At 70.3% G+C, this 17,177-nt stretch carries 13 protein-coding genes and 2 tRNA genes; 5 read left to right on the top strand and 10 right to left on the bottom strand.

Going from position 1 to position 17,177, the window contains the following annotated elements; translation table 11 throughout:
* Positions 1-285 precede the first annotated feature (285 nt).
* Positions 286-360, bottom strand: a tRNA-Gln gene (locus K7957_RS13945).
* Between the two features lie 36 nt (positions 361-396).
* Positions 397-1,482 carry a branched-chain amino acid aminotransferase gene (locus K7957_RS13940; RefSeq protein ID WP_425517207.1) on the bottom strand — a complete coding sequence of 362 codons (1,086 nt, stop codon included), beginning with the start codon at positions 1,480-1,482 and terminating at the stop codon, positions 397-399.
* A gap of 99 nt (positions 1,483-1,581) precedes the next feature.
* Between K7957_RS13940 and K7957_RS13935 the strand changes: the two genes are divergently transcribed.
* Entirely contained in the window at positions 1,582-2,070 is a 489-nt protein-coding gene (locus K7957_RS13935) for a MarR family transcriptional regulator (RefSeq protein WP_223012575.1), read from the top strand.
* Between the two features lie 130 nt (positions 2,071-2,200).
* On the opposite strand, the gene K7957_RS13930 is transcribed toward K7957_RS13935, so the two are convergent.
* Positions 2,201-3,715, bottom strand: a complete 1,515-nt coding sequence (locus tag K7957_RS13930) for a S10 family peptidase (protein WP_246617070.1) — start codon at positions 3,713-3,715, stop codon at positions 2,201-2,203.
* 389 nt (positions 3,716-4,104) lie between these two features.
* Here K7957_RS13930 and K7957_RS13925 point away from each other — a divergent pair, with 389 nt between their 5' ends.
* Positions 4,105-6,771 (top strand): sensor histidine kinase, encoded by a 2,667-nt coding sequence (locus K7957_RS13925; protein ID WP_223012574.1) that lies wholly within the window; start codon positions 4,105-4,107, stop codon positions 6,769-6,771.
* Positions 6,771-7,454 (top strand): response regulator transcription factor, encoded by a 684-nt coding sequence (locus K7957_RS13920; RefSeq protein WP_223012573.1) that lies wholly within the window; start codon positions 6,771-6,773, stop codon positions 7,452-7,454. Before K7957_RS13925 ends, K7957_RS13920 begins: the two co-directional genes overlap by 1 nt.
* Positions 7,455-7,461: 7 nt before the next feature.
* Here K7957_RS13920 and K7957_RS13915 read toward each other — a convergent pair whose 3' ends face one another.
* Positions 7,462-7,665, bottom strand: coding sequence for a hypothetical protein (locus tag K7957_RS13915; RefSeq protein WP_223012572.1), 204 nt, complete (start codon positions 7,663-7,665; stop codon positions 7,462-7,464).
* Between the two features lie 191 nt (positions 7,666-7,856).
* On the opposite strand from K7957_RS13915, the gene K7957_RS13910 reads away from it, so the two are divergent.
* Positions 7,857-8,639 carry a 3-keto-disaccharide hydrolase gene (locus tag K7957_RS13910; RefSeq protein WP_223012571.1) on the top strand — a complete coding sequence of 261 codons (783 nt, stop codon included), beginning with the start codon at positions 7,857-7,859 and terminating at the stop codon, positions 8,637-8,639.
* Between the two features lie 90 nt (positions 8,640-8,729).
* On the opposite strand, the gene K7957_RS13905 is transcribed toward K7957_RS13910, so the two are convergent.
* On the bottom strand, positions 8,730-10,388 hold the full coding sequence (locus K7957_RS13905; protein WP_246617069.1) for a GH39 family glycosyl hydrolase: 1,659 nt from the start codon (positions 10,386-10,388) through the stop codon (positions 8,730-8,732).
* 259 nt (positions 10,389-10,647) lie between these two features.
* Between K7957_RS13905 and K7957_RS13900 the strand changes: the two genes are divergently transcribed.
* Complete coding sequence (locus K7957_RS13900; RefSeq protein ID WP_223012569.1) at positions 10,648-11,487, top strand: glycosyltransferase family 32 protein; 840 nt, start codon at positions 10,648-10,650, stop codon at positions 11,485-11,487.
* A 74-nt stretch (positions 11,488-11,561) separates the two neighbouring features.
* Here the strand turns inward: K7957_RS13900 and K7957_RS13895 are convergent.
* From K7957_RS13895 to petA, 5 genes are all read right to left on the bottom strand, one after another.
* Positions 11,562-11,638 (bottom strand) — tRNA-Arg (locus K7957_RS13895).
* A gap of 43 nt (positions 11,639-11,681) precedes the next feature.
* A complete protein-coding gene (locus tag K7957_RS13890) occupies positions 11,682-14,120 on the bottom strand; it encodes a TonB-dependent receptor plug domain-containing protein (RefSeq protein WP_223012568.1) in 2,439 nt (812 codons plus the stop codon).
* Between the two features lie 194 nt (positions 14,121-14,314).
* On the bottom strand, positions 14,315-15,157 hold the full coding sequence (locus tag K7957_RS13885; RefSeq protein ID WP_223012567.1) for a cytochrome c1: 843 nt from the start codon (positions 15,155-15,157) through the stop codon (positions 14,315-14,317).
* Positions 15,158-15,187: 30 nt separating this feature from the next.
* The gene (locus tag K7957_RS13880; protein ID WP_223012566.1) at positions 15,188-16,474 is read right to left on the bottom strand and encodes a cytochrome b; all 1,287 of its coding nucleotides are present in this window, start codon (positions 16,472-16,474) and stop codon (positions 15,188-15,190) included.
* A gap of 13 nt (positions 16,475-16,487) precedes the next feature.
* A complete protein-coding gene (gene petA, locus K7957_RS13875) occupies positions 16,488-17,072 on the bottom strand; it encodes a ubiquinol-cytochrome c reductase iron-sulfur subunit (protein WP_223012565.1) in 585 nt (194 codons plus the stop codon).
* Positions 17,073-17,177: the final 105 nt, after the last annotated feature.

Genomic DNA, 17,177 nt, shown 5'->3' with positions numbered 1-17,177 from the left:
CGGCGCTCCGCCGCCGCCGCCGGGCGCCGGTGCGCCCCCACCCCCGCCCCCTGGTGCCGGGGCGCCGCCCCCCGCGGGTGCCGGCGCTCCGCCGCCTGCGCCGGTCGCTGGGGCCGCACCGACACCCGCGGGGAGTGCACCGCCGCCCCCGCCGCCGACCGACACCGCGCCAACGCCGCGCTGAGCGGACCGGGTCGAACGCGAGGCCTCGGAGCGATCCGGGGCCTCGCCGCCTGTCAGAGGTCGGTGATGCAGCGTCTCACCGGCAGAGGAGGACGTGCTGACTGGCTGGGGCGGCAGGATTCGAACCTGCGAATGCCGGTACCAAAAACCGGTGCCTTACCGCTTGGCGACGCCCCAACAGGCCCGCGCGCTTAGCCGCGCGCGGGGCAAGACTCAACCGATACGTCGCAGCCAGCCGTGCGGGTCGGGCGCGCGCCCGCGCTGCACGGCGCTCAGCCGATCGAGAAAACGCGCGGTGAGCAGCCCGGTGGCGCCGCTGCCGATGGTGAACTCATAGTCGGGCCCGGCGGCGCGCCCGATCGGGGTCACCACCGCGGCGGTGCCGCAGGCGAAGCTCTCCACCAGCCGGCCGCTCGCCGCGTCGGCGCGCCACTGCTCGATCGCATAGGGTTCCTCGCGCACCACCAGCCCCTCGTCACGCGCGAGCTGGAGGATCGAGTCGCGCGTGATGCCGGGCAGGATCGTGCCGGTCAGCGGCGGTGTCTGCAGTGAGCCGTCCTCGAACACGAAGAAGATGTTCATGCCGCCGAGTTCCTCGATCCAGCGCCGCTCGGCGGCGTCGAGGAACACCACCTGATCGAAGCCGCGGCGGATCGCCTCCTGCTGCGCGACCAGGCTGGTGGCGTAGTTGCCGCCGCACTTGGCGGCGCCGGTGCCACCGGGCGCGGCGCGCGTGTACTCGTGGCTGACCCACAGCGACACCGCGCGCGCACCGCCCTTCCAATAGGCGCCGACCGACGAGGCCAGCACCATGTAGAGATACTCGGCCGACGGCTTGACGCCGAGGAACGCCTCGGACGCGATCATGAAGGGACGCAGGTAGAGCGAGCCGCCCTCGACCGAGGGCATCCAGTCGCGCTCGGTCTGCACCAGCCGCTCGCACGATTCGAGGAACAGCGCCTCCGGCAGATCGGGCATCGCCATGCGCCGCGCCGAAGCGTTGAAGCGGCGCGCATTGGCCTCCGGGCGGAACAGCGCCAGCCCGCCGTCCTCGAGCCGATAGGCCTTGAGCCCCTCGAAGATCTCCTGCGCATAGTGAAGCACCGACGATGCGGGGTCCATCGTCAGCGGCACGCGCTCACCGATGCGTCCGTCGTGCCAGCCTCGTCCTTCCGAATAGTGCAGGATCGCCATGTGATCGGTGAAGACGCGCCCGAACCCCGGGTCTACCAGCCGCGCGGCACGCTCGTTGGCGGGGACGGGCGACGGATGCGGCTCGAACGCGAAGTTCACGGAAATCAGCTCCCAGGGACCAGGGTCGGCGATGGCCGGGCGACGCGACAAGAGATCGCATTGCCGGGTTGCGGTGGCCTAGGGCCGATGGCAAAGCCGGTCAACATGGCTGCCTCAACCCAATCCGCCTCGCCGCTTTTCCTGCGCGAGACCGAGATCCGCCGCGGGATCGAGCTGCTCTATTTCGGCAACAGCCACATCACGCGATCGATCGATCGCGGGCTCGCCAAACAGGGTCTCGGCCGCGCGCATCACCGCGCGCTCTATTTCATCGCGCGCAAGCCCGACATGCCGGTGAGCGAGCTGCTAGCGCTGCTGGCGATCACCAAACAGTCGCTCGGCCGCGTGCTCAACGAGCTGATCGAGCGCAACATGGTCGAGACCCGCCCGGGCGAGCGCGACCGGCGTCAGCGGCTGCTGCGGCTCACCTCGGAAGGCACCGCGCTAGAGAGCGAGCTGTACGACTCGCTGCGCGAGAAATTGTCGGCGGCCTATTCGCGCGCCGGCCAGGGCGCGGTGACCGGCTTCTGGGCGGTGCTCGAGGGGCTGATCCCGCCCGAGGAGATGGGGCGGGTCGAGGCGCTGCGCGGCTGACGCGGGCGGCGGCAGGGGTGACGTGACGGCGTGACGCCCCCCGATGCGTCATCCCGGACGTGATCCGGGATGACGAGCGCTCAGGAGGCGCGAGGCGAACGGGCGACCGTGAGCGGCTGGCGCGGGCCCCTCACCCGGCGTTGTACAGCCGCAGCGCGTCGGCCTTGAATGACGCCCCGCTGTCGTTGCGCGAGTAGAACATGTGCCCGCCCGGGTAGACGCGCAGCTGCACGCGCTCGGCCGCACCGAAGGCGGGCATCTGATCGACGATCAGCCGCGACGCGAAGAACGGGCAGGACAGGTCGTCCCAGCCGTGAACGATCATCACCTTCATCTTGGGATCGTTGGCAATCGCCTTGCGCAGGTCGGTCACCGGCGTGTCGGCCGGCTTGCCCCGATCCCACGCCTCGTTCACCTTGTACGACAGCGCGTTGTAGCGCGCGTCCGTCTTCCAGCCGACCTCGCGCGTGACGAAATCGACCATCGCGCTGGTCGTCGGCGCGATCAGCGCGTCGAGGATCGGGTCGTTCGACTTCTGCTGCGCCGACCAGGGGAAGGGATCGAAGGCGGTGACGTTGGAATCATAGACGCTGCCGATCGTCCCCTCGCCGCGGTGAACCTCGCGCAGATAGGTGCGGCTGTCGACCCGCCCGCCGAGCTTCTGCACCAGCGCCGGCTCGAGCCCGGTGAGCTGGGTGACGCGGCCGACGACCCGCCCGGTCGCCTCGGGGTCGGAGCGGCCGCGCAGCAGGTCGCGCGCGAAATCCCCGCGGGTGTAGGCCTCCACCTCGGCCATCGCGGCGGGGGTCAGCTTGCCCTGCCGCTCCAGATTCGCCGCCGCCATCGAGGGCAGGTCGATCATCCACGGCAGCGGCGACAGCGCGGTGGCGTCGTCCCCCGAGGCGGGATCGAGGTACGGGGAGACCATGATCAGGCCGTTGACCCCGACGCCGATCTGCGACTGCAGCTCGTAGGCGATGCGCGGCGCGCGATAGCCGCCGTAGCTCTCGCCCATGACGTATTTGGGCGAGCGCAGCCGCTCCTCCTTGACCAGCCAGTCGTAGACGACCTTGGACAGGTACCGGATGTCGGGATCGTTGGCGTAGAAGGCCTTCTTGGTCGCGTCGGCGTCGACCAGGCTGCGGCTGAAGCCGGTGCCGATCGGATCGATGAAGACCAGGTCGGTGAAGTCGAGCCAGCTATTGGGATTGTCGTGCGCGACCGGCGCGTCCGAGGGCGAGTCGCCCTGCGCGCCGAACTGGACGCGCTTGGGCCCGACCGCGCCCATGTTGAGATAGACCGAGGCCGCCCCCGGGCCACCGTTGAAGGCGAACGTCACCGGCCGAGACGGATCGCGCCCGGGCACGACATAAGCGGTGTAGACGACCTGGCCGATCTCCTTGCCGCTGTCGTCGCGCACCGCGATCGTGCCCACGCTCGCCTTGTAGCTGATCGCGCGGCCGTTGATCCGCGCGCTCTGCGTGATCGTCCTGTCGGCGGGGAGCGGCGGCAGCTTGACCGCGTCCTCCTCCTTCTTGGTCTCGACCTTGGTGACGGTCTTGTCGGTCTTGTCGGACTGGGCGTGGGTGAGGCCGCTGGTGCCGAAGAGCAAAGTGGCGAGCAGCAGGCGGAACGGTCTGGCCAAGATGTACGATCCCTGTGTGGCCGCGGTCGCGCCGCGGTTCTTGTCGCGGGTGGTGTAGTCCCTAGCGCGCGACGAACAAGCCGCGCGCCGGCAAGAGGTGGCGCGTCGGAGCTCCCGCGGCAAGCCGCTTCCTCCACTATATGCCGCCACTATGCGAACCGACGCGTTCGCGCTGGGAATGCTACGCGCCGTGGGCCAGATCGTGCCCGCCCGCGAGCATTCGTCGCGACCGCGCCGCGTGGCGAAGCCGCTCTGCCCCTCCAGCCGTGAGTCGCACCGATCCTGTTCCCTCGCTCGCCCTTTCCGGTCTATCCCAAGGCGATGAACGAGATCGCTCCGTCGTCATCCCTCCCGGCGGGCGGCGCCGGCGCGCTCGCGGGGCGCGGCTGATGCCCCCTGGCAGCGATCGCCCCGATCCGGACGCGCTGCTGCGCGCCGCCGCGCAGGAGGGCCGCGGCCGGCTCAAGATCTTCCTCGGCGCCGCCCCCGGCGTGGGCAAGACCTATGAGATGCTGTCCGAGGGGGCGGCGCGGCGGCGCGACGGCGTCGACGTGGTCGTCGCGGTGGTGGAGACGCATGGGCGCGTCGAGACCGAGGCGCTGGTGCGCGGCCAGGAGGTCGTGCCGCGCCGCGCCGTCGCCTACGAGGGTCGCACGCTGCACGAGATGGACCTGGACGCGGTGCTCGCACGCGCGCCCCGCCTCGCGCTCGTCGATGAACTCGCGCACAGCAACGCGCCGGGGAGCCGCCATCCCAAACGCTACCAGGACGTCGAGGAGCTGCTCGCCGCCGGCATCGACGTCTACAGCACCGTGAACATCCAGCACGTCGAGAGCCTCAACGACGTCGTCGCCAGCTTCACCCGCGTCCGCGTGCGCGAGACCGTGCCCGATCGCGTGCTCGAGTCCGCCGAGATCGAGGTGGTCGACATCCCGCCCGACGAGCTGATCGAGCGGCTCAAGGCGGGCAAGGTCTATCTGCCCCAGGAAGCGACTCGCGCGCTGTCGCACTTCTTCTCGAAGTCGAACCTGTCGGCGCTGCGCGAGCTGGCGCTGCGCCGCGCCGCGCAGGCGGTCGACGCGCAGATGCTCGACGACGTGCGCGCGCTCGGGCTGGGCGGCACCTGGGCGGGCGGGGAGCGGATCGTCGTCGCGATCAACGAGCTGCCCGGCGCCGACGGGCTGGTGCGCGCGGCCAAGCGGGTCGCCGACGGGCTGCGCGGGCCGTGGACCGCTCTGTTCATTGAGACACCGCGCGCCGCCGGCTTCACCCCGGCGCAGCACCAGCGGCTCGCCGCGACGATGACGCTCGCGACGCAGCTCGGCGCCGCGGTGGCGACGGTGCCCGCGCCCGACGTGGTGGATGGCATCCAGCGCTTCCTCGCGGACGCGCGCGCGACCCAGCTGGTGATGGGCAAGTCACAGCGATCGCGCTGGTTCGAGCTGCGCCACGGCTCGGTGGTCGACCGGCTGATCCGCGACACGCCCGGCGTCACGGTCCACGTCCTCCCCGTCCCCGCCGCGGCAGGCCGGGAGCCGCGCGCCCGCGTCGCACCGGCGCCCGGGACCACCGCTGGCTATGCGAGCGCCGCGGCGATGGTCGCGGGCGTCACCGCCGCGGGCAGCGCGCTCGCGCATGTCATCGACTTCGGCAACATCGCGCTGCTCTACCTCCTGCCGGTGATGGCGGCGGCGAGTCTCTTCGGGCTGCGCTGCGGGCTGTTCGCCGGCGTGGCCTCGACGCTAGCCTATAATTTCTTCTTCCTGCCGCCGGTCGGCACGCTGAGCATCAGCAACCCCGAGAACGTGATCTCGGCGATCGTGCTGCTCGGCGTCGCGGTGACGACCAGCCACCTCGCGGCACGCGTGCGCGCGCAGGCCGATCTCGCCGCGGCGAGCGCGCGCACCAACGCCACGCTGGCCGGCTTCCTGCGCGAGATCAGCGGCGTGACCGACCGCGACCGCGCCGCGCAGATGATCTGCGTCGACGTGCGACGACTGCTCGACGTCCAGGTGGTGCTGCTCACCCGCTCGCCCGCGGCGGGGCTCGACATCCTCGCGGCGAGCGATCCAGGCTACCGGCTCGAGACGATGGACAGCGCCGCGGCGGGCTGGGCCTTCGACACCGGCGCCACGGCGGGCAAGGGCTCGGGCACGCTGACGGCGTCGGAGTGGCTGTTCGTGCCGCTCAAGGCGGGCGAGCGTGTGCTCGCGGTGCTGGGCGTCGCGCGCTCGGCGGGGGGCGACCCGGTTCGCGCCGACCAATTGCCGCTGCTCGCCAGCCTGGTCGACCAGGCCGCGCTGGTGCTCGAGCGGCTGCGGCTCGCCGCCGAGATGCGCGACGTGGAGGAGGTTCGCACGCGCGACCGGCTTCGCGCGGCGCTGCTCTCCTCCGTCAGCCACGACCTGCGCACCCCGCTCACCGCGGTGATGGCGGCGGCGGCGCAGCTCCATCACGGCGCCACGCCCGAGCTGATCGGCACGATCGAGAGCGAGGCCGAGCGACTCAACCGCTTCGTCGCCAACCTGCTCGACATGGCGCGGGTCGAGGCGGGCGCGCTGCGGCTGCGGGTCGACGCCGTCGACCTCAGCGACGCGGTGACAGGGGCGGCGCACGACGCGCGCCGCGCGCTGGACGGGCGTGCCGTCCGTCTCGACGTGCCGCCCGACCTGCCGCTGGTGCGCGCCGACCCGCAGCTGCTCCATCACTGCCTGCTCAACCTGCTCGACAACGCGGGCCGCTACGGCGACCCGGGCAGCACGGTGGTGGTCGAGGGCCGGCATCGCTTCGGCGAGCTGCGCCTCGCCGTGCTCGACGAGGGGCCGGGCCTGCCAGCCGGGCGCGAGCAGGAGGTGTTCGAGACGTTCCGCCGGCTCGAGGGCTCGGACCGCGCGGCCGGCGGCACCGGGCTCGGGCTGGCGATCGTCAAGGCCTTCGCGGAGGCGATGGGGATGACGGTCACCGCCGCCAACCGCGAGGACGCGCGCGGCGCCGCCTTCGCTCTGGTCTTCCCGCCCGCGCTGATCGTGCGCCAGCCGACCGGGGAGGCGGCGTGATGGCGCGCGTGCTGGTGATCGACGACGAGCCCGCGATCCGGCGGCTGCTGCGCAACACGCTGACGCGCGCGGGCTATGACGTGGTCGAGGCGGGGAACGCGCGCGACGCCCTGCAGCAGCGCGCGACCACGCATCCCGACGCAGTGCTGCTCGACCTCGGCCTGCCCGATCGCGACGGGCTGAGCCTCATCCCGCTGCTGCGTGAGCGCAGCGACGCGGTGGTACTGGTCGTCTCGGCGCGCGACGCGGTGGAGGAGAAGGTGAGCGCGCTCGATCTCGGCGCGGACGATTATGTCACCAAGCCGTTCGACAGCGAGGAACTGCTCGCGCGGCTGCGGGTCGCGCTGCGCCACCGCGCCGCGGGCGCGGCGGCACCGCGCGAGATCCGCCGCGGCGACCTCGTGATCGACCTCGACCGGCGCGAGGTCCGGCGCGGCGGCGCCGAGGTGCATCTCACCCGCAAGGAATATGACGTGCTCGCCGAGCTGGCGCGTCACCTCGGCAAGGTCGTCACGCACCGGCGCGTGCTGGCGGCGGCGTGGCGCGGGGACGAGGACGCGCGGATCGAGTATCTCCGCATCGTCATCCGCAACCTGCGGCAGAAGCTGGAGGCGCCCGCCGAGGTGGGCAGCGTGATCGCCAACGAGCTCGGCGTCGGCTATCGCCTGCGCGGCGACGGCTGAGCGCCCTTCAGGCGGGCCAGAGCCCGCTCGGCCATGGCTCAAGGTCGTAGCGCTCCTCGATCGACCAGGCCTCGTCGGAGAGGCGCTCGCCGCGCATCCAGTGGCGGTCCTGGTCGTCTCCCGGCGGCAGGCCGCGCGCGAGCGCTTTCTCGCGCTCCTCCTCGGCGTGTAACGCCCTCACCTTCTGCTCGGCGGCTTCGCGATCGGTCATAGTGGCGCTCCTCGGCGCAGGGAGAACGAACCATGCACGACTTCCGCCGCGTGAATTCGCCCTGATCTCGGTCAGTGGACGGGCTCGGGCCGATCGGACGACGCGAGACTAGGAGGTTGCGCGCGGACGCGTTACCAACGGCGCGGATGCGAACCGCATTGTGATCGGGAGTATCGAAGAGGATGCGAGCTATGAAGGGTATCGTGCTGGGCGTCGGGCTGTCGCTCGCCTCGTCCGCGGTGATGGCGCAGGGCCAGCAGGGTGATCCCAAGGCGACCGAGCAATGGTCGCCCGCGGTGCCGGTGGTGACGCCGGGCACCTTCGCCGGCTGGGCCGCGCCCGCCGACGCGGTGGTGCTGTTCGACGGCAAGGGGCTGGATCATTGGTCCTCGGTGAAGACCGGCGGCGCCGCCGGCTGGAGCGTCGCGGACGGCGCGGTGACGGTGAAGAAGGGCACCGGCAACATCCAGACCAAGCAGTCGTTCGGCAGCTATCAGCTGCACCTCGAGTATCGCGTGCCGGCCGGGATCACCGGCGAGGGCCAGGCGCGCGGCAACAGCGGGCTGTTCCTCGCCTCCACCGGGCCGGGCGACGACGGCTACGAGTTCCAGATCATGGACAGCTACAACAACCCGACCTACGTCAACGGTCAGCTCGGCGCGATCTACAAGCAGACGCCGCCGCTCGCCAATCCGGCGCGCAAGCCGGGCGAGTGGCAGACGATCGACGTCACCTGGGAGGCGCCGCGCTTCGGCGCCGACGGCTCTGTGACCCGGCCCGCCTTCGTCACCGGCTACATCAACGGCGTGCTGGTGCAGGATCATACCGAGGTGCGCGGCGGGACGGTGTATATCGGCAAGCCCAGCTACAAGGCGCACGGCAAGGCGCCGATCAAGCTGCAGGACCACGGCGACCCCAGCCAGCCGATCAGCTTCCGCAATATCTGGGTGCGCGAGCTGCCCCAGCGCGGGTGACGCGCTCGCCGCCCTCCCGCGCGGGAGGGCGGCGCGAGGTCGCCGAGCCTCGGGTTAGCGCGAGAGCGGAACCCGAGCCTCGCCGGCTGATCAGGACGCCGCCGGCGTCAGCACGAGCAGCGCCACGCCCTGGCGCGGCAGCGTGAAGGCGACCTCGCCCGCGCCCCGGCGCACCGCCACGCGCGCGGCCGGCGCGATCGGATCGAGCGCCGCCGCCCGCTTCAGCGCCGCGCGTTGCGCGTCGCTCGGCGCCAGGGGAGAGCCCATCTTCTGCCAGACCGCGAAGCTGTTGGCGTGGCTCTCGTCGACCCGGTACTGCGTCAGCGTCGCGCCATGGGCATAAGTGCGCGGCAGATCGCGCAGCCGTACGCGCACCGCCGCCGCCGGACCGGCGAGATCGTCGTCGTGGTAATGCCACACCATCACGGCCACGCGATCGCCGTCGCGCGTCGCCACGGTGCCGACGTCGGCGTCGGCGCGGACGCCCTCGCTCAGCGCCGAGTCCAGCGCCACCTGATGGTCCGAGCGCGCGCTCACGTAGCGGCCGCTCATCCGGGCGAAGAGTTTGAAGGTGTTGATCACCGGCAGGTCGATCCCGCCCGAGGTGAGCTGACGGAAGCCGGCGAACGGCGCCTGGTCCTCGAACTCGAACGCCCAGGTCAGCACGCCTTCCAGCGTCAGCCCGCGGCGCTGCGCCAGCGCGCGCAGCCGCGGGAACGAGGCCGCGGTGTAGCTCGAGTACATCGTGCCGTTGCGATAGGCGTTGGCCGGCCCCTGGCACGCGGCGCAGCCCTCCGGATCCGACTCGCCGATCACGATCGGCTTGGTGCGGAAGAGCGGGTCGGCCGCGATCGCGGCGAACTCGTGGTCGGCGGCCTTGAGGTGCGTGTTGAGCCCCATGCGGACGTGGCTGCCGCCCGCCGCCTCGACCACCTTGGGCTGGCCCTTGGCATGGAACGAGAGGAAGTCGGTCGGCGTGCCGGCGGCGCGCGCGTGCGCCATGAACGCGGTGAGAAAGTCGTCGCCCGCGCCGGCGCTGTCGGGGCCGCCGACGCGCGCCTCGGGAAGCGCGCGCCGCACCCCGCGCACGGCGGCGTCATGCAGGCGGAAGAACTCCTCGCGCGTGCCGCCCCAGTAATATTGCGGCAGGTTGGCCTCGTTCCAGGTCTCGAAATACCAGCTCGCCACCTCGGCGCGGCCGTAGCGATCGACACAGTGACTCACCCAACGGTGGATCAGCTCCTCCCAGCGCGCATAGTCGCGCGGCGGATAGGCCCAGCCGGTACGCAGCTCGCCGCTGCCCGGACGCCAGTCGTGCTGATAGGGCTGTGGCCTGGTCGACAGGGCCTCCGGCATGAACCCGAGCTCGACATAGGGCTTTACCCCGCGCGCGCGATAGCTGTCGAAGATGCGGTCGACGATCGTCCAGTCGTAGATCGCGCGGCCCTGCGCGTCCTCGCGGTACACGCCGGTCGAGCCCCATTTGAGCGCCGGCGTCCCGTCGCCCGAGGTGAGCAGGTTGTGCGCGCGGAAATAGACCCGATCGGGCGCGAGCGCGCCGAGCGTCGCCAGCGTGGTGCGCCCGTCCTTCATCGTCGCGTAGTTCGGCTCGTCGGCGCCGAAGAAGCGCCATTCCTGCGCCACCGGCCCCTGGTCGCGCGCGACATCGACGTCGATCGTCACGGCGAAGGGCCCCCCACTGGGTTCGGCGCCGGACGGCGCGGCCGCCGCCAGGGCGAGGCCGGCCAAGCTCTGTCTCCACGCGCGCATCGTGACCCTCCCCTTTTGCCCGCATGATGCGAGGGTGCGGTCGAGCGCGCAAGCGGGGCAAGATCGCGGCGGCGTCGACGAGACCGGCGCACGCCCGCCCGTGTCGGTCGTGCGCGGCGCGGGGGGCGCCGCATCTGCCTCCGAGCGGAGAAGACCTTGGAGGAGCGAGACGCCGTCGCTACGCTGGCGCGGCGTGACCGACGCAGCACGGGCGGCGACCATCGCGGCGGGGAAAGTGATGAGACACAGCGAGGCCTATTGGAACGACGCCCTTCCTCACCTGCCGCAGCAGCCCTCGATCGCGAAGAAAATCCACCAGATTTTCCTGCGCGGCGCGCTACCGCCGCGGCTGGCGGAGAATGTCGCCGAGATGAAGGCGTTGAACGGCGATCACGCGCACCGACTCTATGACCTCGCGGCCGGCGAGGATTTGATCGAGCGGCTTTATGGCCCCGAGGTGTTGCGTCAGTTCCAACGGATCGATCCGGCCTATGGTGCCGCGCGAGCCGATCTCCTGCGCTATCTCATCGTGTACGCCGAGGGCGGCGCCTATATCGACGTGAAGAGCTATCTCGACCGGCCGCTCCGCACCGCGTTGCGGGACGACGATCGCATGATCCTCAGCTATTGGGACAATGAGCCCGGTGGCGAGTTCCCCGGCTTCGGCAAGCATGCCGAGCTGGGGCCGGGCTTCGGCGAACTGCAGCAATGGCACGTCATCGCGTCGGCGGGGCACCCGTTGTTGCGCGCGGTGCTCTGCAAGGTCCTCGCGAACATCGACGGCTATCGACCGTGGCGGGTCGGCGTCGGTCGCAACGGCGTGCTCCGTACCACTGGCCCGATCGCGTACACGAGGGCGATCGCTCCTCTGCTCGCGCGATATCCTCACCGGCTTCTCCGCTCCCCCGCCGAGATCGGGCTGCACTACAGCATCGCGGATACTTACGATCACCGCTCGGTCTTCCCGACGCATTATTCGACACTGACGACGCCGGTGGTGACGCTACCGATGCGGGCTCGACCACTGGCCGGGCTATACTCGCTGGCGGTCCGCCTGCGCGCGCGACATCGTGGCTGACGGGCTCGCGCGGCGAGGCCTGTGATGCGAACGCACGTCGCTGCGTGCGGGCGGAACACGCGGCGGGCAAAGGATGGTGCCCCCGAGAGGATTCGAACCTCCGGCCTGCGGTTTAGGAAACCGTCGCTCTATCCTGCTGAGCTACGGGGGCGCCGCCCGCCCCCGTAGGTTCTCGCGCGGGGAGGGTCAATCGCTCACCAGCTCAGCCCGGCCCGCACGTAGAGGTAGCGACCGTTGAAACCGAAAGGTGAGTAGTAAGGGAAGCCGATCACCCCGGTCGAGTTGTTCGCCGTTATGGTGCGATCGGGATAGACGTCGAACAGGTTGCTTACGCCGAGCGCGACCTGACCGCCGGGCAGCGCCTGGTAGCGCAGCTCGAGGTCGGTGACGGCGTGGCGCCCCGTGCGCACGTCGGTCGCCGGGGTGGTGCCCGGCTGGTTGACGTCGCCGTAAAACGTCACGCGGGCGAGCGCGCCGAGCTGGTCGAGCGACCAGTCGACCGTGCCCGTCACCTTCTCGCCGGGCGTGCCCTGCTCCACCGTCAGCACGCGGCTGCGCGCGAACAATGTCGGCGCCGGGTCGAGTACCGCGGTCGAGGTCGGCACGTCGGTCACCCCCACCTTGTTGACGTTGCCCGCCACGGTGAGGTCGAACGCGCCCGCGCGCTCGGTGCGCAGGCGATAGTGCGCGACCGCGTCGATGCCCTTGGTGGTCGAGCGCACGCCGTTGATGAAGAAGCGCGCCGCGGTGACGCCGTAGGGCGACAGCAGCGCCGCGACGCCGGGGCTGAACGAGGCGTTGATATTCTCGGACAGCGCCAGCTGGTCGCGCAGCTTGATATAATAGCCGTCCACCGAGAGGTCGAAGCCGCCGAAGCGGATCACCGTACCTGCCGAGAAGTTGGTCGACTTCTCCGGGTCGAGCGCGGCGCCGCCGAGCGCCGTGCCGAGCCCGCTGGTCGAGGGCGTCGTCGCGGTCAGGAAGGGCACGCCGTTCTGCACCACCGAGGCGGTGGAGGTGAAATATTGCTGCTGCAGCGACGGCGCGCGGAAGCCGGTCGACACGGTTCCGCGAAGCGCCAGCCACTCGGCAATGTCGTAGCGCAGCGAGGCCTTGCCGTTGGCGGTCGAGCCGAAGTCCGAGTAGTCTTCGTACCGCCCGGCGAGACCGAGCAGCAGCGCGTCGGTGAGCTGCGCCTCGACGTCGAGATAGGCGCTGCCGTTGCGGCGCGAGCGCTCGAGGGCGTTGGCCTGGGTCAGCGCGGGGAAGCCCTGCGCGCCCGCCGACACGCCCGAGACCGGCTGGCCCGCCGCCTCGCCCGCCTCGATCTTATAGCCCTCGCGCCGGCCTTCGAGCCCGAGAGCCACGTTGAGCGACTGAAAGACGTCGAACTTGCGCGTCACATCGAGCCCGGCGACCCACTGGTCGTAGATCAGCCGCCCGTCGTAGAAAGCGGTCGGCGAGGCGTTGCCGGCGGCGAAATTGGCGGTGTCGAGCGTGCGGAACGACAGGCGGTTACGTCCGTAGCTCAGGTTGAGGTCGACGTTCCATCCCGCCACCTCGCCGCGCACCCCCAGCGCCGAGTTGAGATCGGTCGACTTGGTGTTGATGATCGGCAGGAAGCCGGTGGGATAGATCCCGCTGACGGTATAGCCGCTGGTGACGCCCGGCAGCCGCGGGAAGGCGGCGCCGCGCACGTCGCGGTCCTGGTAGCCGGCCCAGCCGTACAGGCTCCACGTGTCGGTGAGCGAGGTGCCCGCGTTGGCGAAGACGGTATATTGCTCCAGCGCGGGGTCGCCGAAGCGGCCGGTAACGCGCGTGGGTGAGACACGCGGGTCATAGTCGGCACGATTGGTCAGCTGGCGGCGATTATACTCGCCCGAGAGCGTCAGGAAGCCGTCGCTGCCGAAGCCGATCCCCTGCCAGGCCGAGGCGGTGACGTTGTTCTCGCCGGTGACGTGGCGGCTGCCGCGCGCGGTATCGACGTCGGTGTCATAGAACCCGTAGGTGACGGTGGCGCCGCCGCCTGAGCGCGCCTCGCGCAGCCGCAGGTTGACCACGCCCGCGATCGCGTCCGAACCATATTGCGCCGAGGCGCCGTCGCGCAGCACCTCCACCCGGTCGAGCGCCGCCACGGGGATGGTATTGAGATCGACCGCGGACGAGCCGCGCCCGACCGAGCCGTTGGTGTTGAGCTGGGCCGAGGCGTGGCCGCGCACGCCGTTGATCAGCACCAGGGTCTGGTCGGGCGAGAGCCCGCGCAGCGTCGCGGGGCGCACCGCGTCGGTCGCGTCGGTCGCGGCCGCGCGGGGGAAATTGATCGAGGGCGCGACGTTGGCGAGCGCCGCCGCCACCTCGGTGGTGCCCTGGCGCTGGAGGCTGGCGCCGCTCAGCACGTCGACGGGAGAAGGGCTGTCGAGCCGCGTGCGCCCCGCGGCGCGCGTGCCGGTGACGACGATGTCATCGCTCTCCGCGGGCAGTGCGGCGCTGTCCTGCGTCGGCGCGGCCTGCGCGTCGGTCGCGGGCTGCGCCTGCGGCAGCTCGCCCCGCGGCTGTGGCTGCTGCGCGAACGCGGCCGGTGCGACGGTGGTCAGCGCGCTGGTGAGGAGGAGACTGGCGGCGAGGCGGTGCATGGCGACGATCCCTGTTCTACCCGCGTCCGCGCGCTGGCGCGCGGCACGGTCGTTGGGATCGCTTTACGCCGGTTCGGCGCGCCGCGGCTCAAATCTGCGTTGGGAGCGGCCAAGCATTTCTACGAACATCCACTCGCCCGCTGGGGATTGCCAGCGGCGGTCGACGGGACGGGCCGCCGACCCGCCACCGCCGCTCAGTGCTTCACCTCGCGCCAGACGTTCTGATACGCGCCCCAGGTCAGATAGATGAAGATCATCAGGAAGATCACCACCGCCAGCCCGGCGGCGTGACGCGCCTCGAGGTTGGGCTCGGCGGTCCAGGTCAGGAAGGCCGCCACGTCGCGCGCCATCTGGTCGCGCGTCGCCTTGGTGCCGTCCGAATAGGTCACCTGGCCGTCCGACGTCAGCGGCGGCGGCATCGCGATGTTGAGGTTCGCGAAATACGGGTTGTAGTGCAGCCCCTCGGGCGTCTTGGCGTCCGGGAACTTCTTGAGCAGCTCGGCCGGCTGGTCGCGATAGCCCGTGATCAGCGCGTGGACGTAGTTGCTGCCGTCCTCGCGCGCCTTGGTCATCAGCGAGAGATCGGGCGGCAGCGCGTTGGCGTTGGCGGCACGCGCCGCGACCTCGTTGGCGAACGGCGACGGGAAGTGATCCGACGGCAGGTTCTTGCGCGTCGCCGCCTCGCCCGTCTCCGGGTTCACGCTGGGCTGCTCGATCACCCATTGGGTGGCGATCGCCTTCACCTCGGCCTCGGAATAGCCGATCTTCTGCAGGTCGCGGAAGGCGACGTACTTGAGCGAGTGGCAGGCCGCGCAGACCTCCTTGTACACCTGGAAGCCGCGCTGGACCTGCTGGCGGTCGAACTTGCCGAACCAGCCCGCGGAGGACAGGTTGATGTCCTCCGGGTGCAGGCGGAACTCATGCTCCGCGCTGTGCGGCGCCGGATTCTGGATCGCGTCCTTCGCGGTGAAGAACAGCGCGAGCGCGAGCACGAAGACGAACCCCGCACCGATCACCAGTGATATGAGACGAACCATTGCCTGTCAGATCCCCTATTCGTCTCGTTCTCAACCCGCCAGCGCGGTCTTGGTGGGCGCGGTGCCGCCGTGCTTCGACAGCACCGCCTCGGTGATCGAGTTGGGCAGCGGCCGCGGCCGCTCCGCCGCCGACACCAGCGGCAGGATGATCAGGAAGTGCGCGAAATAATAGGCCGCGGCGATCTGCCCCATCATCACGTTGCGCGCGCTCGCCTCAGCGCCGCCGACATAGCCGAGCACCAGCACGTCGACCACCAGCACGATCAGGAACCAGCGGTAGGTCGGCCGGTAGTTGGCCGAGCGCACCGGCGAGCTGTCCAGCCAGGGCAGGAAGAACAGCAGCAGGATCGAGCCGAACATCGCCAGCACTCCCCACAGCTTCGCCGGCAGGATGAAGTCCGCGGTGAAGCTCTTCAGGATCGCGTAGAACGGCAGGAAGTACCATTCGGGCACGATGTGCGCCGGCGTCGAGAGCGGGTTCGCCTCGATATAATTGTCCGGATGCCCCAGTAGGTTCGGCGAGAAGAACACGAAGGTGGCGAAGATCAGGAAGAACACCGCCACGCCCACACCGTCCTTGGCGGTGTAATAAGGGTGGAACGGCACCGTGTCCTGCTCGCCCTTCACGTCCACGCCGGTGGGGTTGTTCGAGCCCGGGATGTGGAGCGCCCAGATGTGCAGGATGATCACGCCCGCGATCACGAACGGCAGCAGATAGTGGAGCGAGAAGAAGCGGTTCAGCGCGGCATTGTCGGGCGCGAAGCCGCCCAGCAGCCAGATGCGGATGGTGTCGCCCACCAGCGGGATCGCCGAGAAGAAGCCGGTGATCACCTGCGCCCCCCAGAAGCTCATCTGCCCCCAGGGAAGCACATAGCCCATGAAGGCGGTGGCCATCATCAGCAGGAAGATGACCACACCGAGCAGCCACACCATCTCGCGCGGCGCCTTGTACGAGCCGTAATACAGCCCGCGGCCGATGTGGATGTACACCACGGCGAGGAACATCGACGCGCCGTTGGCGTGCGCGTAGCGCAGGAACCAGCCCGCGTTGACGTCGCGCATGATGCTCTCGACCGAGCCGAACGCCACCCCGCCGTTGGCGGCATAATGCATCGCCAGCACCACGCCGGTGACGATCTGGATCACCAGCGCCGCCCCGGCGAGCACGCCGAAGTTCCAGAAATAGTTGAGGTTGCGCGGCACCGGATAGCCCGCACCGATGGCGTTGTAGACGAGGCGCGGCAGCGGCAGCTTCTCGTCCAGCCAGCGCATCAGCGGCTGCTTCGGCTCATAATGCTTGGCCCAGGGAAAGCTCATCTCTCGTTCTCCCTCAACCGACCGTCACGACGGTGTCGGACGTGAAATTATACTCGGGCACGTGCAGGTTCTGCGGCGCAGGCCCCTGCCGGATGCGGCCGGCGGTGTCATAGGCCGAGCCGTGGCACGGGCAGAAATAGCCGCCGAACGGGCCCTTGTTCTCGCCCTCGCCCGCGCCCAGCGGCACGCAGCCGAGGTGGGTGCAGACGCCCAGCGTGATCAGCCAATTCTCCTTGCCCGCCTTGGTGCGCTCGGCGAGCGTCTGCGGGTCGCGCAGCGAGCCGACGTCGACCGCATTGGCCTCGCCGATCTCCTTGGGCGTGAGATTGCGCACGAACAGCGGCTGCTTGCGGAACGACGCTTTGATCGCCTGACCCGGCGCGATCTTCGAGATGTCGATCTCGGTGGTCGACAGCGCGAGCACGTCGGCCGAGGGGTTCATCTGGTTGATCAGCGGCAGCACGATCGCGACCGCGCCGACGCCTGCGAAGGACACCGCGGCGATGTTGATGAAGTCGCGGCGACGCGGGTCGTGGGCATGCTCGTGATAGGGTGCGGGGTCCTCGCCCGGCGGAATGTTGTTCTCGACCGTCGCCATTCGCGTCAAACCTCTACCCGTTTCATTCTCCCGCCGGGTCGATCCGATGCCGTCGCGACATGCCGCCTCCCCGCGTCGACCTGCCCTTCCCCGAGGCGGTCTGGC

Source organism: Sphingomonas yunnanensis (assembly GCF_019898765.1).
Taxonomy (GTDB): Bacteria; Pseudomonadota; Alphaproteobacteria; order Sphingomonadales; family Sphingomonadaceae; genus Sphingomonas; species Sphingomonas yunnanensis.
The sequence above is the reverse complement of the archived record's forward strand: the minus strand, read 5'-3'. Positions and strand labels throughout refer to the sequence as shown.